Raw genomic sequence first — 25,525 nt, forward strand, 5'->3', positions numbered from 1 at the left:
TCAAAAAGCGCTTTCGCGCTTCTGTGTTCTGTGGCGTCCTGCTACAGCCCACGCGGCAAAACTGCCGCACTACCGGCCTTTACGCAACAACAACACGTTCTGCCTCCGACTTGCGCAGTGAAAGCTCGTAGCCGCGAACCGTCACTTCAACCGGGTCGCCCAAAGGAGCGACCTTGCGTACGTATACCGCGGTGCCCTTGGTGATACCCATGTCCATGATGCGACGCTTGATGGCGCCCTCGCCAACCAGGCGAACGACCGTGCCGACCTCCCCAATGCGCACGTCGCGCAGCGTTTTGTCTGCCATGCTCTTCCTTTCTCGCTTCGTTTCTTCTCATCGAAAGCTTTGGGAAGCGCCGATTGAAACCACCAGTCTTACTCAACACTTCCCCGTATGGTATGTCCGGAAAGTATTCTAAAGCAAACTTTTCGAAAAAGAAAGCCTTGGTGAACTTTTTTGTTATATATAGGAAACTTTTTCTAACTTTTCACCGTTCCCGTGAGTTCGGGGTTTGGTAGCCCTCCCTTTTTTCAGTGATTCCTTTTCCATAACCGAACTGCACCCCACCGAAGTCGCCCGAATTCACTCAAACCCGCCCGGATCTGACCGAACCTGATCGCAGGGTTTTTGCGGCTTTAGGCCATCTGCTGCACCTACCGTTGCGCGAAGTGGGTATACTTGCGAAGTCGCATCCGCATGACGGGCGCTCGTGTGCCCATTCGAGAAAGCGTGAGCCATGTCAGAGAACCTCTACCTTGATACCCGCGGAGCATGCACCGAGCATGTGCCTTTCACCCGAGCAGTCATCGACGGCTTGGCCCAGGGCGGCGGGTTGTACGTGCCCGAGCATTTACCCGAGCTTACGCTCGATGACCTTGATGCGCTAGCGAAGCTGCCTTACGCGCAGCGCGCGGCGAGCATCTACCGGCTGTTCGACGTCGACCTACCCGACAGTGTGGTCGACACTTGTATGGAAGGTGCTTACGGCAAGAACTTCGATGACGAGCGCATCTGCCCCATTACGTCGCTTGACGAACGCACACATGTGCTTGAACTCTGGCATGGGCCCACAAGCGCCTTTAAGGACATGGCGCTCCAATGCTTGCCGCGGTTCTTCAGCGCAAGTGCAGCGGCGCTTCGCGAACGTGGCGAGCTTGACCACCGGTTCCTCATTCTGGTGGCAACGTCGGGTGACACCGGTAAGGCGGCGCTGGAAGGATTTAAGGACGCCGAAGGAACATCCATTGCAGTCATGTACCCGCACGGTGGCGTGAGTGACATTCAGTACAAGCAAATGGCCACCCAAGCGGGCGAAAACGTGCAGGTATGGGCCGTGCGCGGAAACTTTGACGACTGCCAAACCGGCGCAAAGAATGTGTTTGGCGACGCTTCGTTCGCCGAGTCGCTCATGCGCGAGCACGGTGTGGCGCTTTCCAGCGCGAACTCCATCAACTGGGGTCGCCTGTTGCCGCAAGTGGTGTACTACGTGAGTTCGTATGCACAGCTCGTTGCCGACGGCAAGGTTGACCGCGGCGCCAAAATTGACGTTTGCGTGCCGACTGGCAACTTCGGCAACATTTTAGCGGCGTACTACGCTAAGCGCATGGGCGTGCCAATCGAAACTCTCATGTGCGCAAGCAACACGAACCGCGTGCTCACCGACTTCATAAGCACGGGCACCTACGACATCTCCAACCGCGAGTTCGTACTCACACCGTCACCCTCCATGGACATTTTGGTGTCGTCAAACCTCGAGCGGCAACTGTTTGAATTGACCGACCGTAACGCCGAAGCGATATCGCAATGGATGACCGACCTGCGCGAGAAGCGCTGCTTCCGTGTTGATCGCGATACGTTCGCCCGCATGCGCGAGCTGTTCTGCGCCGATTCGGTGGATGACCAGGAATGTCTGGAAACTATCAAGCGCGTGTTCGAGAAGCACAACTACGTACTTGACCCCCACACCGCTGTTGCCTACCGCGCTGCCGAGCGACTGCGCGGCGATAACCCCGTGCTTATTGCCAGCACGGCGCACTGGGCCAAGTTCGGCGACAACGTGTACCGCGCGCTGCACGACATTGCACCCGGCGACCCGTTGCCCACCGACGTGGAGGCGCTTTCCGGTTGTCAGTTAAACGAGCTTATCGCGAAAGAAACCGGCGACACCCGCATTCCTGCCGGACTCGCACAGCTTGACAACCTGCCCATTCGCTTCACGGAAATTATCGACAACGGAACAGCCGACATAGAGAGCGCCGTGGTTGCCTTCTTAGGCAACGCTGAATAATTCCGTGATTATGCCCGCCCTGCGCAGATAGAGCGGGCATAAAGCTACCGAGCATGCCGACCGCGCCTGATTGGCTCGGTCGGCAGCTCGTTTTCGGTAGGTACCCGCAGGCACTCAACCCGCAACCGCGCTATTTCTGCTTTCAGCGCCTCAATTTGTTGCCGCTGCTTTTCGATTTCGTGAAGTTGAGCTACTGCCTGCTGCTCCTTTTTCTTGTTCACCAGGCGAAAGAAGTTGCGCATCTGTAGCCCAATGAGGATGGCAAACGGGATGAGAACCAGCACGACATAGCCCGCAGGAGATTTGAAAAACTGGAAAAGATAACCCGCCTTAGGAATGGCAAAGGCAAACTCGCCGGTAACGTGACTGGCGAGCGCCGGGTAGGCATCATCGATTCCCGTGGTTGTTCCATACGTGATGAATGCCAATTCGCCTTCGTACTCGGTACGCTCGCGAACCTTGTGGGTAACCGCCTCACCGTAGGCGTTGGGGTCGATAGATAAAAACGTTATGATGTCACCTGCCTGCACGTTGTTTGGATCGACGACATGCGAGACAGCGATGTCGCCCACCTGAAACTCAGTCTGCATCGAATCGGACAACACCACATACGGCTTCCACCCGAAAAAGGACACCTCGCCACCCTTCGATGTAAGCGTTGTTCCCACCACAATCAGGGTAAACGCAAGGGCTGCCACGAATATGGCGGTAGTTGCAACATTGAGAGCAACGTCGAGCGTTCTATTTGAGGAAGCTTCAGGCATACGAAATCCTAAAACAAGCGGAAAACGGGCAGATCATGCCGCCCCACTATACGCAAGGCGGCATGATCGGTGGAGGGACTCAGAAGCTCTACTGAAGAGCCTTGGCGTTTGTGTTAATGAACATCACAGGATTAGCGTCCTTAATCTTGTTGTTATACGTGCAATTCGAAACAACAATGCTCTCTGGTACAGCTGCGTAATCCCGTGCTACATACTTAATTGCGTAGGCTACTGCTTCACTCCCACCCTGAAGGGAGATTTCAGTATTGAAGACGACGTTTTTGATTGAAACACCGCTGAGCGTATACCCATCACGATTGTCATAAATCAGAATGGAGTCACCAAAATTACAAGCGCTTCCACTTGGCAAGTTCTTAATATAGGTTGCACTATCTTCCGCATACCATATCTTATCCTGTTTGCTAAACCCAGTAGCCGTGTACGTGCCTCCATCGATGTTAACGGTTCCACCAGAAATAAAAATATGGCCAGTCGCAGTACAGTTCTTCAGCGTTATCGTTCCAGCAGGAAAATAACCTACATAACCCTTGTTGTTGTCATCTGATCCGGCAATGATCTTAGAGTCTGTGATGGTTATTGTAGCCTCTTTAGAATGAGCGCCGTTTGTCACCACAGCGTAGGTTTTGTTTTTCGTTGACGTGATAACACACTTATCAACAGTAACCTTCGATGAACCCCCTGCATATAACGCTGATGAGGTTTCTTGACTGGAGTTCGACTCTATCGTGCCATTCAGAATTGAAACGGTACCTGAATGAATATCCACCACACCATCGATGTTGCTTTCTGCAGGCGTTGAAAGTTTCTTTCCGTTGAGATCGATGCTGATAGGATCCTCCGCATTACTACTGATGTTCAGTGTTTCCGTTATAGAAACATCCTGCGTTAAACAAACGCTTTCACCTGCCGCAAGAGCTTCTTTCAGCTCACTATTATCTGAAACTGGAACAGGGTATTTCGCCTCCTTATCATACTGGTTATTGCCAAAGCCATCTGCTTCATAGGTATATTGCGTAGCGAGGATAGTTACGTCGGCTGAGAACGATTTGCCCTGATAATTGTTGTCCGCCTCTTCATACATGCCATATACGAGAATGAAGCTTACCGAATTGGGGAAATCAGCATCAGCTGCGACACCCTCGTTTGATGGTCCCACTGGGAGTTCAAGACCACTCGCGAACGTGTTCAACGTGTTCATAGGGCGCTGGGTGAATTGTCCGGTTGCTTGACCGTTTTTAACTTGCACGAAATCGAACCAGAGCGCATCTTGAAGACCTTCGTCTTTTATGTCGAACTGCAGCTTTACCTGAGCAGCAAGGTTGCCCTTGTTGGTAACGGTAAGCAGCTTGGCATTCGTTGCGCCCGGTTCCCACTTCTCTTCGGCAATGATCGGACCTGGCGTAGTGATATCAACCGCATTGCCAAAGCCAAATGCAACACCACCGTTCACGCCGTCAATCTGATATTTCGTCGTTGCATTAGCTTCAACATTCGCCACCGTAGCCTCAATATCTAGTGTTCCCGCCTGAATCTTGTTATTCGAGCTCACTGCGCTATCGGTGAACCAGGCAAAGGTGAGGCCCGCGAGCAGCACGAGCGATGACACCATAAGCACCACACTTGCTACGAGCTTCTTGTTGTACGTTTTCTCCATAGGTAACCTCCCTCTTAGTATCCTTTCGATGGTTTCGCTTCGCATCTACGTCCTACACACCACCTGCCTTATCGTCTCCGCCATTTGACGGCAAAGCGGAGTCCACTTCGTCATGCTTTTTGTTGTCCTCTTCTGAGCCCGACAACGATTCGCTTGTTGAGCTGTCTTTGATACCTTCTTCGGATTCAAGGTTGGAATCAGGTTGAACGGTATCGGGAGAAGTATCTGACGTGTTCTTACTTGAGTTTGATAGACCGTCAGACACCATTGGCGTGCCAGGATTCTCAAGACTGGTATCAGTTCCCTCCACCACGTCGGATTGCGCGGCAGAGTTCGCTTTCGTTGGAAACGTGTCACTTGCCTTGATAACGTTTCCTCTGATCGTAATTGCGTCGGTAAACCACGCAGAGCTTGCTCCCGCAAGCAAGACAAAGCTCGCCAACAACATAAGAACGCTTGCTACAAGCATCGTTTTTCTGTATACGTTTTCAAGCTGGGGAGCGGTTTTATCTGCCGAACACTCAGCAGCGGGCATGCGAGTATCGGCGTGTATAGAGTTGTCATTTCCGCCAGCATGTGCGCAGGTGGAAACAGTGTGCCGCCATGCTCTTAAGCGCGTCAACAGGGGCATACTAGAACTCCCTCCCCTCGTTGTTACGCACCTGCGTAGCGTCGGCCCGCAGATCGAACGAAACGCCTTTTCCCTGGTAGGAATCACTTGAGTCTTCACTCATGCGAACCGCCGCGGTAAACACCTGTGTTTGCCCCGGCTCAAGCGCGTCGAAAGTCATACATGCCGTCTTGCTCTCTAAAGCAAGCAAATCGCCTTTGTACAGCACGCTGCCCGAAGCTTTGTCTGATATTGATATTTCGAGTGATGGAGCAAGTAACCCTTGGATGCTATCTGCATACACACGAACATAGCAACTTACAGTTCCCGTATTGGTAACCGTAAAGTCCTCAACGATGGCGCGACCGGGTTCTGCGAACACGCCGTCATCAAACACAGGCTTGCCGCTATTGAGGTCAACGCCCACTGTTGCCGTTTCGAACGTATGATTGGGCAACACCACGTGCGATCGCGTGACAGCCCATGCGATCAGCACCACAACAAGCACCATAGCAAGCGCCGCTAAACCTGCAAGTATTCCGGCACTCCTCTTGGGAATATCGCTCTGGCCCGCAGTAATCACGCGGGGTGGTGCAATATTGTTCGGTCCTTCAGGCATGCCCAACAAACTTGGCGAGCACGAAGTGGCTACCGCAACAGCCCGAGACTGTCGGCAGCACGCAGATACCAACAAAGCCACCCCGCCACATACGATAAGAACTACGATCGCCACAACAAGCAGCCAAACCGCATCGCCTGTTTGGGAAAGTGGCACAAGCTTGCCTTCGTCTTCCGTTTGAATATACCAGTGCAAGTCGAAGACACAACGGGAGGCTTGATACTCGTTTCCAGCCGAAGTTGGCAAACTTACCTCAACAAGCCACTGTAACGTTGAAGTGCCTGTAGCCGTTGCGGGCACGGAAATACCCAACACATCTTGAACATCAAGCTGTCGGACGGTTCCCTCACACACCAACTCACCTGTCGGAAGGTCAACGATATGCACCCTAAGAACGTCGGCAAGTCTGCTGTCGTCTTCCGTAAGAGAAAGCTCAAACCACACCGTCAGCTCATCGCGATGGCTAACCTCGATAACGCTCTTCGTTGTTTGCTTATCGCCGGGCAGCATTCCCGAAACGCTGAAAGATTTGTTTGCCGATGGCTCGCCTTGAAAAAGCGACACATCAACAGAACCAATCTCATCCGCCCATGCAAAACGAACACATCCCATCGCAGTAAGGAAGAAGGCGATTGCAACAACAAGAAGAAGAGCAGCTTTGCCCCTTGAAGAAAAACGTGCTCTTCGAGAAGGCATACAGCGCAGCATTCGCACAGTGGCACCCCGGTACGCTTCACAAGCCATGAAGCAAGGCACCCCCTCCCGCACTATTGCTACATTACAAACTCATTACAAAAGGTAGCTAGGTGCAGTGTAGATGAGATTTTGACAATTCAAAGAGCGGCGTTTACTCAACATGGTACGTATGTCCAGATCATCGTTACGTTTCGTTGCAGTTGTATCGCTGACAACCCCTCCCCCGTTCCAATTCATCAGATGAGGCGTACCCGCCCTGTCGGTAGATCAGCCACAAGCGCAAGCTCGCCTCCCACAGCTTCAATGTAGCGACGAATTGCACCGAGACTCATACAATGACTTGGAAAGCGGCATAGGCGAACCAGCAGCAGAAAAAGGGGATGAGCGGTAAGGTATCGCCGAGGCGCAAGCGCTTTGTTGCGAGACCCGCAAGCGAAAACGCACCCGCAACGGCGAAACAGCATGCGAACCCCATTGGTGCATCGAAGCCGCTTGCTAAGCACAGCCCCACCATGCAGATCACATCACCTTCGCCGAGGGCGACCGCGCAGCGATCCGCCGTGTGACGGCGCGCAACAGCGTTCACCGCTACCCAAAACGCGATGCACGCTACAGCCCACAGCGCACCGGCACAGAGCGAACTTGCGCCTCCGCAACACGCCTGAAACACCGCACACAGCGCTACGAACACAAAGCACCTTCCGCCCGGCACCGTTTTTCGTCGCACATCCTCAACTGCCAGCACCACCAGCACAACCGCCGCCGCAAACAGCACTACTAAACCGAATGCAGGAGCGAGCGCCAAAAGCGTGTCTCCTACGCTCATGCGCTACAAGCGACCGGCTCTGGAGCAGGTTGCACACTCAGCTGTATGATCAGCCCTGCCGGAGCCGAAAGCGAGAAAACGTTACCCTCTATGGGAACAACCGTATGCGCAGGAACAGCCATCATGGGACTTGTTGGCAACACTGAGGGCAACGAGCGCGTTTGCCCGCAAGTTTGATCGAGGCTATTCGGTGGTACAGACACACCTACAGCATGTACTGGCTCAGACTCTTTCGGCTCTTCAAGGGAATCGGACTGCACCGCTTCCTCAGTTGCACCGAACGCGCATTGGTCGAGCCTTTCTTCCGCAAAGCGGTGAAGACATCCGTAACACACCTCAGCATCATCAAATGCTCGGGCACCACACACAGGACATACTTTCATCTTTATTATCCTTTCAAACGTACGATACGTATCTGATCACCCGTGCGAAACCATTCGACGTCATCGCGCGAGAAGCGCTCAAGCGTCATCTTCGCCCGAGGATGGCGCACACGTCGGCAAGGTCCCACGTTGCAATGCGCTGCGAGCACCCGCCCGCATCCATCAACAAACGCGATGTCGATAGCGCGGCGCATCCCCCACGTGTGAACGTCGCTGCACGGAACGAGTACGAGCACTTCGTCGGTCGTTTCGCGCAGCAGTAATCCCCTCAACCGTTCACGCCACGACACGGCAAACCGCATGCGCACACCATCGCTATCTTCCACAGCGATCACCCTCCTTCCTGTTCGCTTTCACCCTCGCCCAATTCGTAGCGAACAACAACACTCGTCCATCCTTCTATAGGTACGCACTGCACAAACGCCCACTGGTATCGTCCACTAGACTTCGTGAAGGTCGAGCAGCCATCAACGCCACTTCGAACTTCATCCCAACCCTTCGCTGTAAGCTGTTGGCGAATCTCATTTAGGGACTCATCAATGTTGGCATCCAGCGAGAAGCCCACTACCTGTGCATCCAAATCGCAACGCCGCTCGTAGTAACGCTCAAACGACATGACCTCATCCTCGAATCCGTCGGGCAGACTGGTCTGTTCCAAGAGGTCTACTTGGTGCAGCAGACTTCCCACGTGAGACACCAGCCCGACACTTGTCAGCTGAGCTTCCGGATCAGCTACCGCCGCTGAGGCGGGCACCAGGGCAATTATCGCAACAACAATTGCCAACGCCCGAAGCGCGCGACGATACATGATGTAATCCCGCTTATCGCTGTCATCTGCATGGTGCCGCCGAACATAAGGTAGAACTTTTGCGCGGGTAAGCGTTCCAACAGGCGTGCTTTTTCCAACAGCACCGCGATCGTAAGCAGCATCATTCTGGCGCGCATGCGGCGCGGCTTGCCCTCTTAGGTAGGCACGGTTACGCGCACTCATAAGAACACCCCCGGTTTGTACGAATCGACGGTGAGTGACACAGCATGGGTCATGTTTGGTAAGCTCACACCCAGCACCGACGAGCGCAATCCCATGCCGAACAGCGTCGGGCGCAACGTGAGCGTGCCGGTAAACGTCGCTATCCCACCCGTCGATCCCGAAACTGACACCGACGAGCTTTCAAACTCCCTGTTGAACCGCTCGGCCAGAGCAGCATCTATGCGAGTTACTGATTGCCCGGCATCCTCGCCATATGCGGGAGATGTCGCATTCACGCGCACCGCTTCACAAAATGCGTTGTCGTAGGCCGCGCACTCTCCCAAGAACAACGTTACGTTCATCGCGATAACTGCAATAATCACCAGCACCGGAAACGCAACCGCAAGCTCGACCGTCATCTGCCCGTCGAACCTCTGACACAGTCGTTTTCGGGACACACTGTTTGACAAAGTGGCTCTACGGCGCGAAATCGAACGCAGGCACGTTGCGTCAAGCCACCTATGCCCCGCAAGCCTTACTCCCATACTTTTACCCCCACGACTTGGGCGTACACACCACGAATACCATCGGCAATACGATGAATCAGCCCTGTTGCCGCATCCGCCACCGGCGGCGGCAACGCTATCTCGATGGGCACCTGCGGCCCATTGGGTCCAAGAATGCTGATCGTTGCAACCTCGATCTTGCCACCATTCGTGGAAACGGCCTCGACAGCTGCCTGTTCCACACCGCCGACAAGCATCGAGAACAGCCCTCCGGAATCAGTCGCGGCGCGCTGCTTCACCGAGAGCAACGTGGCACAAAACGTCCCTTCACCGTTGCTTGCAACATGATGGGAGTTCACCAGCAACGGTTTCACTGCGTCGAGATCGGCTGGCTGTAGCCCCGCCCCTTCAACCGCTTCGGTCAAAGCGCGTGCAGCCCACGTTCCCAAACCACTTGCACTGGCCAGCGGAAGCGAGTCTGCGGCTTCGCTAACAGCCCCCGTTAGAGCCTGTTGTCCATCGGCGTAAGCCTTAAGCAGCGCCGACCAACAATCAAGCACAATGCCAGCCCCACCAACAAGCGCGCCTTCCGTATCGGCAAGACCATCAAGTACCGATGCGATAACATTCCCTGCTTCTGAGGCGGGCTCTTCAACCAGTGTGGCTGCCGACACCGCCGCGCGTGCACCCATCGATTCAGGCGAGGCAACGAAGCTACTCTGAAAGCCCACTGGCACCGACCCCACATCGGCCGCAAGCACAATGACACCCTGGCTTCCCGGTGGTCGCATTGAAATGCGCTGCTGCCCTGCTTGGCGCATCGCGTCAGTAATGTCGGAAAACAAGCTTGATGCGCCCTGCTTTACCTGGTTAGAAAGAGGATCGAGTTCTTCACGCGCCTGTTGATATTCTTGTGCCGCCTCTGCGACGATGCGGTAGTGGTACTCAAACCCGTTGTCGATGGACGACGATGCGGCCGCAACCTTTCCCATACTGGATGCGGTGAATCCACATTCGGAACACTCCCCAAAATTGCCCGCTTCCATTTGAGCGATGGATCCCACGCTACTTGCACCCGCAGCGTTCGGACAACCCGGCCATGCGTGCATGATTAGCCCCGCGTCCGACGAGGTTATCGGGTAAACTGCCTGCTCGTAGAGCGATGTTCCGCGCATTTCGGCAGTGTTTTTCGGCAGCAGCGGGAAATTCGCCGAAAACGAGTCTTCTGTTTCATGAACGTACGCCCCGCTCATCTGGTCGTTCGCGTATTCGTACAAGCGCTTTCTCAACGCCGAACGAGCTTGATCTGCAACGGAAGCGCCCCCGGGTGCCTCTTGACTCAACCGTGCTGCATAATACGCTTTCGCACGATTAAGTGCCACGGAAAACGACCACGAATCGACACTCCCGTAGTACGGATTTACCGCACCAGCCATACCGGCAAGCGTAGCGGCGCGCTCATACATGCAGCGCGACGGACTCAGCCCGCAATCGTGCTCGTACGCAAGCAGTTTCGCTTCATTTGCCCGTTGCGCCGCCGCTTCCGCAGCTTCAGCCGCCGCACGCACGTCATCCGCACGAGCATCAACGTTGCCTTCGACCTCGTCGAAGGCGCCTTGAGAGCCAACCGATACTTCATCGCCCTCCCAGGGAACCAAAACAGCAAGCGAAACATAGGAGCTGCCGTCCTTGTTATTTCCTGCCGCAACCGACTGTGCGTTCGCCGCGGCTAACAGCGGCAGCGCCCGTTGCAGCTTCTCGAGCGCGCGCTTCGCGTCAGCCGAAAACGTATCGCGGGCATCAAGCACCTTCTTACCAGCATCAATGAGCGTGCCCGACAACTCAAACGTAACCGGCGTACACAACGCCACAACGCCTAACCCCATAGCCGCAAGCCCTGTGAGGGACAGCGTGAGCACCACAGCATCGCACAAGCGCACCACGATGGTAAACTCCGCAACCTCGTTCATCGCAGCTAGCGCCGCTGCATCGGCAACCGACTGTGCTTTTGCCGATGCAGCGTTGATTCGATACACCTGCGCCGACGAAAACACGAGAGCAAGCGTGAGTAATAAGGCAATAGCTGCGCCTACTGTCGTAAAGCCATTCTTATCGCAAAAGAGCCCTGATGAAACGCTGCGTTTCCTCATTCCAACCACACCCCTATCCAGCCAGGGGGATTCAACCCTCCTTCGGCCGCCTGTGCCCATTCGGGCTGCGCGGCCTGACTCGCTTCAACCTGAACTTCGAAGTTTCCCCGTCCGTTCGACGCACCGAGCAGCCCTGCTGCCATACCCACTAGCGGCAGCGGTTCAACCTCGGTCGATATGCGCACGCTCACGGCAGCAGACGACTCGTTTCCTTGCAACTCAACCTTCCACGTACACCCTCCGTCATGCACGTGAAACACGTCGACCGAAGGGATAGAACCCAGCCGATGGCGCGCATATTCCTCACAACGTCCTTCATCAATGCCACCCGCAGGCGCTGCGGTAGCGAGCAGCCGACATGTTTCCGTAGCCGCCGCCTGCATGACCATGCGGTCGTACAACAGAATCGCTGGTTGAATGAGCAAGAGCAGCAGCGCAAATAGCACCGGTATCATGCACGCCGCTTCAACAGTTGACTGACCGCGCAGCCCTGCCGCTACCATCGCGCTGCTACTGCGAGTAGGTGCGCCGCACTGTCGAATCAGAACAAAAAGACGTCGGAAAGAAACCCCGCTGGCGACGCGATCACGCACCGCGCCGCTGCCGCCAAGGCATGAGAGACGATTTCGCCATTCGACATCAAGCGCCACATCGCACCAAACGCGACAGCTACGGCCATAAACGCCGCCGTTACGATCGCGTACTCGACCGTGCTCTGTGCCCGTAACCGTGCGGTGTTCCCGTTCGCGCGAAATCCTACAAACCGTTGATACCCGACGCGATCGCATCCCACAGCTCCTGGATCTTCGGCTTGAATAGCGTGATAGCCAGAATAGCGATCACCACCAGCACACCTACTAAGATTGCGTATTCGGTCGTTCCCTGTCCGCTTCTTCTTCGAAGCAGCGTGCGAAACGCTACATCTGCACGAATCGACAGCTTCCGGCATGCACCCGCAAGCATTTTCATGGTCAAATCTCCCTTCCATCGGTTAAAACCCATTCATGAGTTCAAGCAGTACCGGACCGAGCACGAGCAACAACATCGCCGGCAGAATAAGTGTCCCTGTGGGAACCATCATCTTTACCGGAGCCTTCGCAACGCGTTCCTGCACGTTGGCACGGTGGGCCTGCCGAGCTTCGGCAGCCGCCTGTTCGAGCACCTCGGCCAGCGACGACCCGAATCGCAATGACCTGATCACACTTTCCATAACTCGTTCCAGCTGCGGCGAATCATATGAAGTAGCTAGATCGCGCAGCGCTTGCTCGCGCGGCACTAAGCCATATATCCACCGGCACCGAGCCGCTTCGCACGATCGCGCAAATGGCGTTGAAAAATGCTCACAATACAACCGAAATCCCCGGTCAAACGAAAGGCCGCTGCGCAGTCCCAAAGCCACTACCTCAAGCATTTCTGACAACTCACGCTCAAGCAAAGCTGCACGACGCGCCTGTAGCTTCAACATCGCCCGAGCAGGTAAAGACACCCCAAAAGCCACGCCTGCAACTACTCCGAGAACGCCAAGCTCAGACGAGAATGCTAACCCGAACGCGCCGAACAACGCCGCGAACATAAGCGCAGCCCGAACGCTCGTTTCAACCAGCCCTTCCGCCGTTGCAGCCGTCTGATCCATCCCCGCCTTCCGAACGTGGGCATCAAACCAACGACGTACACGCTGCGGCGTACGCGACGCTGCAATCGGACGACAAGCGCTCAGCGTTATCTTTCGCGACAGGTCCGCTACCGCCCGCGCAACACTCGCCCAAAAATCGTCGTTGCGCATTGTGCCAGAGCGCGCTTCCGTCGCACCAACCGCAGACAACAACCTTCGCCGCGAACGAGCATCACGCCGAACGCCAAGCACCCAGGATCCCGCAAACGCACCTGCTGCGCCTGCTGACACCAACGCAGTGCACGCGAGTGCTGAGCTATCAACCATCACCAGCAATCACCTCACCTCGACCGACAACATACGCCTGACCAGCACAATTCCCGCAGCCTGCATACTCAAAGCCAGCGTGAGTAGCATGATTCCAGCGGCACTCGAAAAAAACGGTGTTAGAAAATCGTCACTCATGACCGAAAACAACGCCACCAAAACGAATGGCATGATAGAAACCACCTGCGCCGACAGCTTCGCCTGTGCCGTCTGCACTCGAAGCGACCGGGCGAGCTCGATTTCGCCCTCAACCGTCTCGCGCGCCGCATCGAGCACTTGTCGCATGCTGCCACCCGATTCATGTTGCACGTCCAACGCAACAGCAACAAAAGCAAGCCCAGGCGACGAGTCGCTTCCCTTTAGAACCGCAAGCGCCTCTTCTGCCGAGTGGCCGGTTTCCAAATGGTGCGCAGCCCGTGCGAACAGTTGAGACAAAGGTCCTTTCAGCTCGGAAGACACCTGCCGAAACGTTTGCAGCAACGACAACCCCGACTGAAAGCACACACCCATCGCCCGCAGCGCGTCGGGTACCGCATCACGAAGCGCCTCCTGGCGTCGATCATCCGCGGATCGCAGTACCGACATACCTGCAACCGCAAGACACAGCGGAACCGCCGCCGCGCACACCGACGAACGGGTTGCCACAAATGCCACGCCGGATACGGTGAGCAACACGCCAAGCACAACCGAAAGCGCAGCTTCGCCCGACGAAGGAACCCCTTTCGCCTCGAGACACTCGGCGGCCTCATCCGAAATACGCCGTATGCGACGCGTCTTCCGAAGCACTCGAGAGAAGGGAACAAGCGGCACAATACCATTGCGAAGCGCATGAGCAAGTAAGCCAGACAAGCCGGTTTTTCCTGCGAGCACCCCTTGCCTGCGAGCCGACAACAGCACTGCACGAACAAGCAGCGCTGTTGAGGCGAAAGCCCCTGTAACCGCCATCACGCCGCACAGGGCAAGCGCAGTTGAAGCTTCCATGCCTGAACCTCCTTAGCAGTGGCAACGCCGCAATCGACAAGGCCGTCAACCCATGAGGGTATTGCCAACCATCGACCTTCGTCTGCTGGCGACATTCTGCGAAACATCGTGCTAACCTGGCAAAGACGACGTTGCCGATCGAATGAGAACTCGGCGATCTCACTGACAAAGCGTGACCCATCCAAGCTGCGCGCTGTCTGAACGACCACATCAAGTGCGCTCGCGATGTTCGCCTCGATGACATCGACCGGTAGATCGACCGCATAACGTACCATCGTGGTCAAACGCGACACCGATTCCGCTGGTGAATTCGCATGCAACGTGGTCAGCGACCCGTCGTGTCCCGTGTTCATGGCTTGCAGCATGTCAATCGCTTCAGCAGCGCGACATTCGCCCACCACAATGCGGTCAGGCCGCATGCGCAAGGCATTCACCACCAAATCGCGAATAGTCACCTCACCTGAACCCTCCGCATTCCGCGGGCGCGCCTCCAACCGCACCACGTGTGGATGCTCTAAAAACCGAAGTTCGGCGGAGTCTTCGATGGTGACAATGCGTTCACGGACGGGAATCTCACACGACAGCGCATTGAGCAACGTAGTCTTGCCGCTGCCCGTGCCCCCCGACACAGCAATACTCTTGCGCGAGCGCACCGCCCATTGCAGAAAGCGTCTCATGCGCTCATCAAACGACCTGCGCGCAACCATGTCCTCGAGCGTCATAACCCCCTTCGGAAATTTCCGAATGGTTACCACAGGGCCATCGAGTGCCAGCGGCGGTATGATCACGTTTACGCGATGCCCCTCCGGCAAACGCGCGTTCACCAGCGGCGACGACTCATCGACACGCCGCCCAAGTGGCCCTAAGATACGGTCGATGAGCGCGCGTAACTGCCCTTCGCCGGAAAACGTCTGCGAGCTACGCTCGATCACGCCATCACGCTCGTAGAATACTCGGTTAGGGCCGTTCACCATGATCTCGGTAATGCTGTCATCAGCGAGCAGCCCCTCCAACGGGCCGAACCCAAACACGGAATCCATCAGCTGTTCGGTTAGCGCGCGCCGATGCATCTCGTCAACCGCACGCCACTGCTCGCCCTCGAACACCTGCCGACACGCACTCCGAAGCTCGCTGCGCGCCCTGCTGGGATTATCCGCCATCATCGCTGCCATGTCGTCGACAGACACGAACTTCTGCACCTGCTCCTGCAAGCGCTCAAACTGGCGAGCAGCGTCGATACGTCGCACATCGGCCACCTCAATCGACGCAAATGAGCCCGCAGACACGTTTCCACTCGCGCCCGCTACACACATCGCCCGTTCTAGTAACGTCATCGGGACCCTCCTTCCGCCCGGCGCGACCGCTTGCGACCGAACAATCCGCGCTTCCGTTGCGACCCAGACGCTGATGTCGGCGAACAAGCAGCGGGCATCAATTCAGCAAGCGTTTTTTCGACGCTTACGCACAAGGCACTACGATCGCGGAAAAGCTCGAGTGGTAGCCCGGCGCCAAGCAGCCCTTCGACGTCTTCGCCCCCGTCGGCAAGTTCGATCACGCGCGGCCCGCCGAGTGCACAAGACACATCAACCGACGTGAACGGGGCCCCTTTTGCGCACCGGTTCAGCGCAAACGCAAACGGGCCGGTTGCAATGCCACATCGAGCACAAAGATCGAGTGCGTGCTGACATGCCCACAGCGACGATGGCCGCTGATCAACGAGAAACAGCACCCGTGAAGCCGATTCCAGCAATACAGCATGCTGCTCACCCCAAAATGCACCCGTGTTCACAATTATTACGTCGAACCGATCAGATAGGGCATCTACGAGCGTTGGCACAGCGGTAATGGCAAGCTCACAGCGCTCCAAACGACGAGGGGCTGCCAGCACCGCAGGCATGTTGTCCTGAGGCGTTAAGCGCTCGATTTTACTGGGATCGTCCATCACGTCATCAATGGACAAAGCATCAGATGCGCCCACCAACCGGGCAACGTCGCCAAACTGCAGGTCAAAGTCGGCAAGAAGCGTTTTACGCCCCGCTTGCTGGCTCGCCAACGCCATCAACACTGCCACCGTACTCTTGCCTGCTCCGCCACTACCGCTCACCACGGGAAGCACGAACGCTTTGCCCGCAGTCGCCTGCGTTGCCTGCATTGCCTGCGCAGGAAATACGTCTACAACCGGAGTCGAAGCTGGAGCAGTCAACACACCGCCCCCTTCGCACGAAACGTTGCCCCGTATCGCATGCGCTGAATTGTCGCTATAAGCTTCTCCGCGGGCAATGCGTTTCCGTTCGGCATATCGTCGCGCGAAATCGCGAGGAAGCAGCGGATCATCGAGTCCGGCTTTTCCCATTCTCGTGGCAAACGAGCCGGTCAACTCACCACACGTAACCAAATGTACCCTGCGGGAGCGTCGATCAGCCTTGATTGCAGCAGCAAGATTGATCGGCTCCACGTCGTCACATGACGCCACCCACACCTCGTCAACCTCGTCATCTTGCGCAAGAGCGCGCCGCAACTCATCTCCCGAAGAGAACAACTTCAGCCATTGTTGAGACGACAGATCTTCACCACCCAGCCCCAAAATCTCTGGGGACCTCATACTCGCCTCGTCGGCGCAAAGCGCTACAGCCTTTCCCATCAGCGTTCCTCCTTCCGCTCTTCTTCGTACAGCAACTTCGCGATAGTCTGCGCATCGGTGGAACCAGCCATTTCGGCCCCATCAGTCTTGTTACCCTTCGAGCCGTTTTTGTTTTTCGACGGCTCAATGCCGTCCTTCTTTTCGCCAGCATCCTGTTCACCATCCGCTGCATTACCTTCTGTGACGGCATCCTTTTGCGATGTATCATCGGAGGCGTTCCCGCCGTCGGCAGCGGACGAACGTTTGTCTTTGTCAGCGGTGTCGTTCGCTTTGGCCTTCACAGCCTGCGCCCCCTCACCGGGCAACGTGAAGTACAGCTCCATTTTCTGGGCGGCGGCAACAATACCCTGAGCGATATCGGGCTTCACGGCGATGGTTATCCACGAAACGCTTTCATGGGAATCAGTGTCGCGTTCTCCTGCACTCGTCGCCAACACCAACACGTCACTTGCTATGAGATCGGTCGACGTGCCGCCTGTGGCGTACATGTCGACACGCGATCCAGCCGTTATGGCACCACCGACTGCTTGAACGTCTTTCGCTGGAACGCTAACTGCAATCAACCCAGCAGGCACATCAAGCTGGCGCGTTTCGCCTTCGAAGCGTCGCTCGCTCACCACTTCTCCGGCCAAAATCGTCGATGCAGTAACGCGGTCCTGAACGTCCTCGATCGACGTCGCGGCCCCTTCTGGCAGCAAATCGGCAACCCAAAGCTGAGTTTCAACCGCCGAAGCGTCAACCGCTTCACCAGCAAAGATGTCTCGCTTCGCCACAACAACTTCAACTTGCTCGCCACCATAGCGCGCAAGTGCCTCGGCGCGAGCTTCGTCAACTTCGCCGCGCACCCCCTGTAAGTACAAGCCCACACACAGAGCACACACCACGCCACATGCCAAGCCGAGCACAACCGTTGTCTTTCGCTTCATTCCTTCCCCTTCTGATCGGATGCACAGCTGAGTATGAACGGAAGGTTCTCGCACTGCGTAGCAGACTCTTTGACGCAACGCAGCACTTTTCCAACGCAAATCAAGCGAAACCTCATGACATTCCTTGCACGACCACACGAAACATCTTGCAGAAACCTTGCAGAAACCAAACGCCAACCAGGTGGAAGTCCAAGGGAAACAAGATCACTGCCTACCGCAGGCAGTAACGAGCGGTACGAAACAAGCCATTCGGCAGCTATTCCAAACTAGCTATATAAACGTACGTTGATCTTCTGTATAAAGCGAAAGCAATATTAACGAACGCTTATATATTGTGATATAGTGCAAAAATATTAGCGAACGTTAATAGGAGAGCAAAATGAGGATAGTCAATGCATCCGATTTTGGAGCCGCCATTAGAAAGCGCAGAAAGGAGCTTGGCTACACTCAGGCGGAGCTGGCAAGCTACTGTGGATGCTCGGCGGTGTATTTGTCAAACTTGGAGAACGGAAAAGAAACCGCTGAAATAGGCAAGGCCCTGTTCATAGTGGGGCGTCTTGGCTTGGATCTTTTTGCGATGAAAAGGACCGGTGAGCCGCTATGAAACTGGAGGTTTATGCCGAAAAGAATGGTGTCAGCATCCACGCTGGCGCGATAGAGACCCAGCCGGGTGTTGGGGAGTCCTTCTCGTATGATGAAGAATGGCTTTCTGCTCCCGACGCTAGGCCATTGTCAGTAACGCTCCCTTTGCAAAACGAGGCGTTTGTGGCGAAAAAGATGCGACCATATTTTGAGGGGTTACTCCCGGAAGGTAGTGCGCGCAGCGCGCTTTCATCGCGAGTTCATGTCTCTTATGCCGCTTATGTCAAGCTGTTGGCTGCAGTGGGTCGCGAGTGTATAGGTGCTGTATCGCTTCAGGGTCCAGCTGCAACCAGAGAGGACAGCTACGTCGAGATAAAAGATGACATTTTCGAGCGTCTTGCGAAGCGAAGTTATTCTGTGGCGGCAGAGGTCAGCGAGAGAGTTCGCTTCTCCCTTGCGGGCAGCCAGGCAAAGATTGCGTTATATCGAGGGCCTCATGGCACATGGTATGAGCCAACTGGCTTGGCACCGTCCACTCACATCCTCAAGCCTGCTGGGGAGAGGTTTCCTGATTCGGCGGTTAATGAGTGCATATGTACGCTCGCAGCAGGGATAATGGGGCTTACTGTTCCGAAGATCGAAATATTGGATATTGATGGGCCCATTGTTTGCACGGAGCGCTTTGATCGTGATTTATCAAGGTCGATTCGTAAGCTTTCCGGTTTGCCCGTGCCTATCCGTTTGCATCAGGAGGATTTCTGCCAAGCAACGGGTACTGTACCTGAGCACAAGTATGAAGAGGGGGGCGTTCGGTATCTGGACAAGGTGGTTGACCTGATAGGATCGATGTCGACGGATCCAGTTGCCGATCTCCGGATGCTATGGGATGTTGTGGCGTTCAACTATCTGATAGGTAACTGCGATGCTCATTTGAAAAATATCGCCTTGTTGAGAGATTCGACGTGGCGGGAGCTGCGTCTTGCGCCTGCATATGATCTTATTTGCACGTCGCGCTATAGCGGTTTGTCTAGACGGATGGCTATGTCTATTGGTGGAACCTATGCGCTTGAAGATGTTACTGCAGGGTCATTCGAGAATATGGCAAAGTCGATGAAACTTCCCTGTGGTCGTGCTATGAAAAGGCTCGAAGAACTTGCGGGATCTGTTGAAGGTGCAATAGAGCAATCGCTTACCCAATTGGAGGACGGCGGAGTGAACTGCGCTGAGCTTGGTGAAATGATTCTTGATGAAGTGCGCAACAATATCGCCAGGCTGTAAAAGTTAGCATCGAGTTTTGGAAGTCACACAACAAGCAGTTTGCACAAGATTACCAATTTGCACTGTTGCGCGATGCGGCTCGATGTGGCACAATGTGCAACTGTTGCTTCGGCAATGAACGAAACCGGTCGCTTGGCGCAGCGGGAGCGCAACTGCCTTACAAGCAGTGGGTCGCAGGTTCAAATCCTGCAGCGACCACCATGAACAATGTGCGGCCCCTTGGATGTTCACCCAACGGGCCGCTTGCATTCGTCCTTTAAAAGAAATACGCTGCCTTTGTCCTGTCCCAGAATACGAACGTTCTCCTACAGCCGAAGCAAAAATCAGACCTGTAATCAACCGTAGTCCCCTCGCCGCAAACGAAAGCAATGCTGAAGTTCTCGCTTCCGTTACAGACGTCCAAAAATGTAGAAGCTTTGTTGCCGAATGAGTTTAATGTCTTCGTTCGAAGACTCGTGCTACTATCCGTATCGAAGCACGGCGGAGGCTCTCCCTCCCTCCCCATTCGCCTCCGTATCGTGCAATAAGGCCAAGCGATTCATCCCCGCTTGGCCTTATTTTTTCTCGAGAAACGCTGCTTGAAGCCAAACAAACGCGCGATGCGCCCAACAACAACCACGGAAAGGATCAGCCCATGAAACGACTGTCCCGCATAGCACTGGTGTGCGCCATCGCCTGTGCTGTTGTAGTTGGGGGATCAAATATCTGGGTTATCGCCTCCACAAAGTCGAGCATTCTCACCTACGAGGAAGCAACCACTCGCGCGCAGGCGGGGTATATCGCCGACGCTATTGTGGTGCTTGGCGCAGGACTGCGCGCCGACGCAACGCCTTCGAGTATCTTGCGCGACCGCCTTGACGACGGTATCGCACTGTATTTTGCCGGCCTTGCGCCGAAGCTTATCATGAGTGGTGACAACGCAACCGTCTCACACAACGAAGTTGCCGCAATGAAAGCATACGCTATCGAGAAAGGCGTGCCATCCGAGGACATATTCTGCGACCACGCAGGCTTTTCCACCTACGACAGCATGTACCGCGCGCAAAGCATCTTCGGCGCACGCAGTATCGTAGTTGCCACGCAGTCATACCACCTGCCACGTGCACTCGCCGTGGCGCAAACCCTTAAAACCCAGGCAATTGGCGTGCCAAGCGACTACCAAAGTTACAGCGCGCAGTTCTGGTATGACGTGCGCGAAATTCCAGCACGAACAAAAGACCTGTTCAAAGCCATTGTTGGGGTACCTTCGACCGTAGGCGGCGAAATGATCAGCCTAAATCAGTCGGGCAATGTTACCAACTAACTGAAACACAGGGGGCAAACACTGAGTAATTGCAGCTTCGTTAGCACAGCGACCTTCCGGTGAAGCTCACCGAAGTGGCGGGAAGCACTAATTAACTCCGGCCTCGCCAGCACAGAACAAGACCCCCAACAGTCAGTGCTTCGCTCGTTGCTGTTAGTTGCCGCCCGCAACATCACCGTTTTCTGAAGTGTCCGGCATCCGCCAGAGCAGCACGAAGCCCAAGATGAACAGGATCACCAACGACAGCACGCCTGCGCTCGAATTGCCCGTGATCTGCGTGAACACGCTTACTAAGAACGTCCCCATAACAGCTGCATACTTGCCGAAAATATCGAAGAAGCCGTAGTACTCATTGGCGTGCTCCTTCGGAATAAGCTTGCCGAATTCGCTGCGGGAAAGCGCCTGGACGCCGCCTTGGAACATGCCCACGCAAAACGCCAGCACCCAAAACTCGACGGCAGTGCGCAGGAAGAACGCCGCGAATAGCGTGATACCCGCATACGCCGCAACCGCAACCATCAGCATGCGACGACATCCGAAACGCTTCGACAAGCGCCCGTATGCGATAGCCGAGGGAAACGCGACGAATTGTGTCATCAGCAGCGCCAGCACTAGCTGCGTCGAATCGATGCCCAAATCGGTACCGTAGCTCGTAGACATCTTAATGATGGTGTGCACGCCGTCGATGTAGAAGAAAAACGCGAGCATGAACAGGCGCAACTTTCGGTCGCGCACAATATTGCGGCACGTGCGCAACAAACCAGAGAACGTGTCGCGCACCAGGTTTGGCGTGCGCTCTTTGTAGTGGGTCTGATGCACGTTGCGACACAGCGGAATACTAAACGCAACCCACCACGCAGCCGTCAGTACAAAAGCAATCTTCATACCCAACGCGGTGTCGATACCAATCGCGCCACCACCGAGCACAATAGCCAAGCTAGCGATGAACGGAATGCACGAACCAATGTAGCCCCACGCATAGCCATGCGATGACACCTCGTCGAAGCGATCTTCGGTGGTAGCGTCAACCAGAAACGCATCGTAGAACACCATTGATCCATTCAGCATAACCGATGACACTACGTACACGATCAGAAACGGCAACGCCGCCTGCGGCAACCCCAACGCCGCACAGGCAACTGCACCCGTTCCGATGGTTCCCACTAAAAACTTCTTCTTGTTGCCGCGCAGGTCGGCCAAACTTCCCAGAATCGGCATGAGGAGCGCCAAAATAAGCGAGGCCACCGTTTCGGCATAGCCCCACGCCACCACCACCGACGAGCCCTCTTCTGCAAGCGATGCAAAGTAGATGGGAATGAGCGCCGTTGACAACATAACAAACGCCGAATTTCCCACGTCATAGAGGATCCAGCTTTTCTCCTGTTTGGTTAGCTTTCCCTTCACGGAACGTCCTTCCAGACAATCATGTGAAACGTACATAGCAAAATTATGTGCTCTGGTTTCGCATTGTATAGTATGCGGAACAGTGCGACAGGTTAATTGTTAGTTAACTTCGTGTAATATTAACCCTATTCTGACCAGGTGTTTTGTAGTTCATGAATGTAAAATATCCTAACTTATCCTAAGTTGCTTGAACTTTGCGAGGGAAGCCTGATTTTGCGTACGCCTTCGCGAGGGCTTCGGCGAGCTTTTCTGGCGATGGTTTTAGGTAATGTGTGCCGGTTACTCCGGGAAGCTTATGACCCATTAAAAGCTCCAAAGTGTCGTAGTCGATGCCCCAATCGTATTGCGCGAAAGTGCGCCATGATTTGCGCAAGTTGGCGAATGGAACGTCGGCTGCCAAAGAGTAAGGCTCCCACAAGCGATTGAGTGCATGCGTGTTCAGCGGGAGCCCGTCGCCACGGTCGGCAAGCCACTCGCGCCCGTCAGATATAAGGGCGCACGCTATCTCATGAAGCCGTGTGCTTACGGGTCGTTTCACCGCCATACCCGCTTTCGTGGGCAGGGGTGTTTGCTGTTCCCCGCGCAGGGTTGCCGCCCATATGCGCGGGGATTCTTTGTATCTGAACCATCTTTAAGCAAGTATCGCTTTCTTGGGGCGTCCCGCCTTAGGGGATTCGGCCTTGCGGGCTTCCACGCTGTGGCGAGTTATCCAGGTGCGGCCTTCATAGTCGAAGGTTTCCAACAATCCTGCCTTCACCATCTGAGATACACGCCCAGGCGTTATACCAAGCTCTCGTGCCGCCGCAGCAGATGTCATGCGGGGTACTGTGTCCTTGCCAGCATTAACGGCTACTACCAGGTTTTGACCGCCGTGTTCCGGCTTGTTTCCGAATGTTGGTTCGGGGAATACTTGGTCATGCATTGCCCGGTGCTCCATTTCTGCTTGGAGCCAGTCGGCAGTCATCTCACACACTTCGCGAAAGTTTGCACCCTGGGTGCCGCCATCCATGTCATAAGGGAAGGCAAGAAACAACCCATCATCTTCAAAGACTTCAAACTCGTATACGTAAAGCATCTCTATGCTCCTTTCATATCGCTGTGAGGGGCTATTTGAGACCTGCTTGCTTCTTCATTTCATCGAAAAGCTTAAGCTTGATTTCCTTGTTTGATTACCAGTCAGAATGTCACTGCTCCAAAACGATGTGGTGAGCTGGTCGCTTTGCCACGCCGTTTGAGTACCAGTCAGAATGTCACTGCTCCAAAACAACACCTCGTTACGCGTGCGCAAAGAGGTGGTTTGAGTACCAGTCAGAATGTCACTGCTCCAAAACTACTACTCAATCTCCTAGATTTGCATTGCTCGTTTGAGTACCAGTCAGAATGTCACTGCTCCAAAACTTACTGGTTCCAGCGTCAATGCTGATTTAGGTTTGAGTACCAGTCAGAATGTCACTGCTCCAAAACATTCCAATTACCTTGCAAACAAAACCAACCGTTTGAGTACCAGTCAGAATGTCACTGCTCCAAAACTCGCAGAGCGCGGTAAGCTCTTCGGGCGTGTTTGAGTACCAGTCAGAATGTCACTGCTCCAAAACGCCAGACCAAGGGGGTATTTTGAACTTATGGTTTGAGTACCAGTCAGAATGTCACTGCTCCAAAACCATATCGTCGCTAATTGGTGACTTAATCACGTTTGAGTACCAGTCAGAATGTCACTGCTCCAAAACTTACTGGTTCCAGCGTCAATGCTGATTTAGGTTTGAGTACCAGTCAGAATGTCACTGCTCCAAAACTACAACCACAACATGGTGCGGCGGCGTGGAGTTTGAGTACCAGTCAGAATGTCACTGCTCCAAAACTGGTTAGGTATCATTTGCCCAGTTCATAGGGTTTGAGTACCAGTCAGAATGTCACTGCTCCAAAACCGTTGAAGCAAATCCTTCCCTGCGTAGAAGGCGTACGATCTGACTGTCCGATCAGCAAAGTCTCAAGAAATCGCTGATCAATAAGCAGTTTTCTTTCTTTGCAGTATACCGAACAAGAAGAACCTCCCTCTAATACCAGCACCTTAATTCCAAGAAAAAGCACGTGTTCATAGAAGGATTCGAGCTCATTCTCGGCCAAAAAGGTATGCAAATTGATGAAAAGAAGTACCCCGTCAAAACCCATATCAGCTGCATATTCAACAAAGCACATAAGATTGTCAAAGAGCGAAGCATCCTCGGGCACTTCAACATTGAAGTTAAAAGCCTTAAGAAATGTGGCCAGATCCCATTCTACCTCGAAAGCGTAGTCGCCTTGCATCTGATACCCCAGCTGAGATACCACCACCCTCAGTTGAGTACCCAGTCTTTCAATTTGCCCCCTTAGATCATCATCCTCATGTGCAATTCCAACCGTCTTTGCGTACAAACCCCCAAATAGTTTCTTATGTTTCCACGGTAATGCAAAGGGATTGACTATTGGCAAGAACGCCGCACCAGCATTCACTGCCTCACCTTCATCATCCCACACCGTATAAGGCTCTATCGAGTCCTCTCCTTTTCCCGATAAAACAGATTGACAAATTCGCGCAAAAAACGCTGGAGATTCTATTTGCAAAACAGAAACATACTGGGAATCAATCTCGACCGCATGCTCTATCCCTGCAAAGCAAACTTTCATAGCACTAAAAGCTCTTCCATGGTGTCCACTTCATCATAAGCCCCGCGACCCCCGGTGATGTAGACCATAGTGGCAAATTGCTTCTCCGTTACCTGCAGCACCTGGACCAAGCCTTCAGACGGCCTGTTCTTTCGCAAGCGCGCAATCGCGCTGTTTGCCGCATTGTCGTTTACCACCAGTTTCGCATACACCGACTCTTGAATCATCAAGTAGCCCTCCTTGATCAGGTGTTTACGAAAGAGTCGGTATTGTTTACGCTGTCGTGCCGTTTCAACGGGAAGGTCAAAGAACACAATCAGTCTCATATAGCGAACCCTCCC

At 54.6% G+C, this 25,525-nt stretch carries 27 protein-coding genes, 1 tRNA gene, 1 pseudogene and 1 CRISPR repeat array; of the genes and pseudogenes, 5 read left to right on the plus strand and 24 right to left on the minus strand.

The features are described from left to right. Positions 1-79: 79 nt before the first annotated feature. A complete protein-coding gene (locus G7Y44_RS04030; RefSeq protein ID WP_165247775.1) occupies positions 80-307 on the minus strand; it encodes a FeoA family protein in 228 nt (75 codons plus the stop codon). Positions 308-737: 430 nt separating this feature from the next. Here G7Y44_RS04030 and thrC point away from each other — a divergent pair, with 430 nt between their 5' ends. Further along, on the plus strand, positions 738-2,288 hold the full coding sequence (gene thrC, locus G7Y44_RS04035) for a threonine synthase (RefSeq protein WP_165247777.1): 1,551 nt from the start codon (positions 738-740) through the stop codon (positions 2,286-2,288). A gap of 44 nt (positions 2,289-2,332) precedes the next feature. Here the strand turns inward: thrC and G7Y44_RS04040 are convergent, their stop codons facing one another. The 18 genes from G7Y44_RS04040 to cpaB form a co-directional block, all read right to left on the minus strand. Continuing rightward, positions 2,333-3,052, minus strand: coding sequence for a signal peptidase I (locus G7Y44_RS04040; RefSeq protein WP_165247779.1), 720 nt, complete (start codon positions 3,050-3,052; stop codon positions 2,333-2,335). A gap of 88 nt (positions 3,053-3,140) precedes the next feature. Next, the gene (locus G7Y44_RS04045; RefSeq protein ID WP_165247781.1) at positions 3,141-4,727 is read right to left on the minus strand and encodes a TasA family protein; all 1,587 of its coding nucleotides are present in this window, start codon (positions 4,725-4,727) and stop codon (positions 3,141-3,143) included. Positions 4,728-4,779: 52 nt separating this feature from the next. Further along, a complete protein-coding gene (locus G7Y44_RS04050) occupies positions 4,780-5,358 on the minus strand; it encodes a hypothetical protein (protein ID WP_165247783.1) in 579 nt (192 codons plus the stop codon). A 1-nt stretch (position 5,359) separates the two neighbouring features. Continuing rightward, positions 5,360-6,520, minus strand: coding sequence for a hypothetical protein (locus G7Y44_RS04055; RefSeq protein ID WP_165247785.1), 1,161 nt, complete (start codon positions 6,518-6,520; stop codon positions 5,360-5,362). 460 nt (positions 6,521-6,980) lie between these two features. Next, complete coding sequence (locus G7Y44_RS04060; RefSeq protein ID WP_165247787.1) at positions 6,981-7,478, minus strand: prepilin peptidase; 498 nt, start codon at positions 7,476-7,478, stop codon at positions 6,981-6,983. Beyond that, on the minus strand, positions 7,475-7,861 hold the full coding sequence (locus G7Y44_RS04065) for a hypothetical protein (protein WP_165046134.1): 387 nt from the start codon (positions 7,859-7,861) through the stop codon (positions 7,475-7,477). The genes G7Y44_RS04060 and G7Y44_RS04065 overlap by 4 nt, the downstream gene beginning before the upstream one ends. 5 nt (positions 7,862-7,866) lie before the next feature. Continuing rightward, a complete protein-coding gene (locus G7Y44_RS04070; protein ID WP_241158234.1) occupies positions 7,867-8,187 on the minus strand; it encodes a DUF192 domain-containing protein in 321 nt (106 codons plus the stop codon). A 5-nt stretch (positions 8,188-8,192) separates the two neighbouring features. Beyond that, positions 8,193-8,852: a hypothetical protein gene (locus G7Y44_RS04075; RefSeq protein WP_165247789.1), complete on the minus strand. Its 660-nt coding sequence runs from the start codon at positions 8,850-8,852 to the stop codon at positions 8,193-8,195. Further along, positions 8,849-9,250 (minus strand): hypothetical protein, encoded by a 402-nt coding sequence (locus G7Y44_RS04080; protein ID WP_165247791.1) that lies wholly within the window; start codon positions 9,248-9,250, stop codon positions 8,849-8,851. Before G7Y44_RS04080 ends, G7Y44_RS04075 begins: the two co-directional genes overlap by 4 nt. A 116-nt stretch (positions 9,251-9,366) precedes the next feature. Further along, positions 9,367-11,487, minus strand: a complete 2,121-nt coding sequence (locus G7Y44_RS04085; RefSeq protein ID WP_165247793.1) for a molybdenum cofactor biosynthesis enzyme — start codon at positions 11,485-11,487, stop codon at positions 9,367-9,369. Next, complete coding sequence (locus G7Y44_RS04090; protein ID WP_165247795.1) at positions 11,484-11,990, minus strand: TadE/TadG family type IV pilus assembly protein; 507 nt, start codon at positions 11,988-11,990, stop codon at positions 11,484-11,486. Before G7Y44_RS04090 ends, G7Y44_RS04085 begins: the two co-directional genes overlap by 4 nt. A 38-nt stretch (positions 11,991-12,028) precedes the next feature. Then, complete coding sequence (locus G7Y44_RS04095; protein WP_165046140.1) at positions 12,029-12,166, minus strand: hypothetical protein; 138 nt, start codon at positions 12,164-12,166, stop codon at positions 12,029-12,031. Between the two features lie 77 nt (positions 12,167-12,243). After that, complete coding sequence (locus tag G7Y44_RS04100; protein ID WP_241158232.1) at positions 12,244-12,456, minus strand: hypothetical protein; 213 nt, start codon at positions 12,454-12,456, stop codon at positions 12,244-12,246. Between the two features lie 22 nt (positions 12,457-12,478). After that, positions 12,479-13,426 (minus strand): type II secretion system F family protein, encoded by a 948-nt coding sequence (locus G7Y44_RS04105; RefSeq protein ID WP_165046139.1) that lies wholly within the window; start codon positions 13,424-13,426, stop codon positions 12,479-12,481. A 9-nt stretch (positions 13,427-13,435) separates the two neighbouring features. Then, positions 13,436-14,407 (minus strand): type II secretion system F family protein, encoded by a 972-nt coding sequence (locus tag G7Y44_RS04110; RefSeq protein WP_165046138.1) that lies wholly within the window; start codon positions 14,405-14,407, stop codon positions 13,436-13,438. Then, entirely contained in the window at positions 14,371-15,741 is a 1,371-nt protein-coding gene (locus G7Y44_RS04115; RefSeq protein ID WP_241159172.1) for a CpaF family protein, read from the minus strand. The genes G7Y44_RS04110 and G7Y44_RS04115 overlap by 37 nt, the downstream gene beginning before the upstream one ends. Next, the gene (locus G7Y44_RS04120) at positions 15,738-17,048 is read right to left on the minus strand and encodes an AAA family ATPase (protein ID WP_165247797.1); all 1,311 of its coding nucleotides are present in this window, start codon (positions 17,046-17,048) and stop codon (positions 15,738-15,740) included. The genes G7Y44_RS04115 and G7Y44_RS04120 overlap by 4 nt, the downstream gene beginning before the upstream one ends. Further along, positions 17,048-17,974: a Flp pilus assembly protein CpaB gene (gene cpaB, locus G7Y44_RS04125; RefSeq protein WP_165247799.1), complete on the minus strand. Its 927-nt coding sequence runs from the start codon at positions 17,972-17,974 to the stop codon at positions 17,048-17,050. Before cpaB ends, G7Y44_RS04120 begins: the two co-directional genes overlap by 1 nt. 379 nt (positions 17,975-18,353) lie before the next feature. Between cpaB and G7Y44_RS04130 the strand changes: the two genes are divergently transcribed. The 4 genes from G7Y44_RS04130 to G7Y44_RS04145 all read left to right on the plus strand — a co-directional run bounded on the left by G7Y44_RS04130 (position 18,354) and on the right by G7Y44_RS04145 (position 21,137). Next, positions 18,354-18,578, plus strand: a complete 225-nt coding sequence (locus tag G7Y44_RS04130) for a helix-turn-helix domain-containing protein (RefSeq protein WP_165046135.1) — start codon at positions 18,354-18,356, stop codon at positions 18,576-18,578. Then, the gene (locus G7Y44_RS04135) at positions 18,575-19,834 is read left to right on the plus strand and encodes a type II toxin-antitoxin system HipA family toxin (RefSeq protein WP_165247801.1); all 1,260 of its coding nucleotides are present in this window, start codon (positions 18,575-18,577) and stop codon (positions 19,832-19,834) included. Before G7Y44_RS04130 ends, G7Y44_RS04135 begins: the two co-directional genes overlap by 4 nt. 126 nt (positions 19,835-19,960) lie before the next feature. Next, positions 19,961-20,035, plus strand: a tRNA-Val gene (locus G7Y44_RS04140). Between the two features lie 433 nt (positions 20,036-20,468). Beyond that, the gene (locus G7Y44_RS04145; RefSeq protein ID WP_165247803.1) at positions 20,469-21,137 is read left to right on the plus strand and encodes a SanA/YdcF family protein; all 669 of its coding nucleotides are present in this window, start codon (positions 20,469-20,471) and stop codon (positions 21,135-21,137) included. A 153-nt stretch (positions 21,138-21,290) separates the two neighbouring features. On the opposite strand, the gene G7Y44_RS04150 is transcribed toward G7Y44_RS04145, so the two are convergent. From G7Y44_RS04150 to cas2, 5 genes and pseudogenes are all read right to left on the minus strand, one after another. After that, complete coding sequence (locus tag G7Y44_RS04150; RefSeq protein WP_165247805.1) at positions 21,291-22,577, minus strand: MFS transporter; 1,287 nt, start codon at positions 22,575-22,577, stop codon at positions 21,291-21,293. Positions 22,578-22,719: 142 nt separating this feature from the next. Next, positions 22,720-23,085 carry a hypothetical protein gene (locus tag G7Y44_RS04155; protein WP_165247807.1) on the minus strand — a complete coding sequence of 122 codons (366 nt, stop codon included), beginning with the start codon at positions 23,083-23,085 and terminating at the stop codon, positions 22,720-22,722. An 87-nt stretch (positions 23,086-23,172) separates the two neighbouring features. Continuing rightward, positions 23,173-23,616, minus strand: coding sequence for a MarR family transcriptional regulator (locus G7Y44_RS04160; protein ID WP_165247809.1), 444 nt, complete (start codon positions 23,614-23,616; stop codon positions 23,173-23,175). Between the two features lie 88 nt (positions 23,617-23,704). Beyond that, a CRISPR array of direct repeats spans positions 23,705-24,466; the repeat unit is 36 nt; unit sequence GTTTGAGTACCAGTCAGAATGTCACTGCTCCAAAAC. A gap of 73 nt (positions 24,467-24,539) precedes the next feature. Continuing rightward, positions 24,540-25,205: pseudogene (gene csn2 / locus G7Y44_RS10540) on the minus strand (type II-A CRISPR-associated protein Csn2); the annotation flags it as partial. Then, positions 25,202-25,510, minus strand: coding sequence for a CRISPR-associated endonuclease Cas2 (cas2, locus tag G7Y44_RS04170; protein WP_165247811.1), 309 nt, complete (start codon positions 25,508-25,510; stop codon positions 25,202-25,204). The gene cas2 and the pseudogene csn2, both read right to left, overlap by 4 nt. Positions 25,511-25,525: the final 15 nt, after the last annotated feature.

It is taken from the genome of Adlercreutzia sp. ZJ141, assembly GCF_011038965.1.
Taxonomy (GTDB): Bacteria; Actinomycetota; Coriobacteriia; order Coriobacteriales; family Eggerthellaceae; genus ZJ141.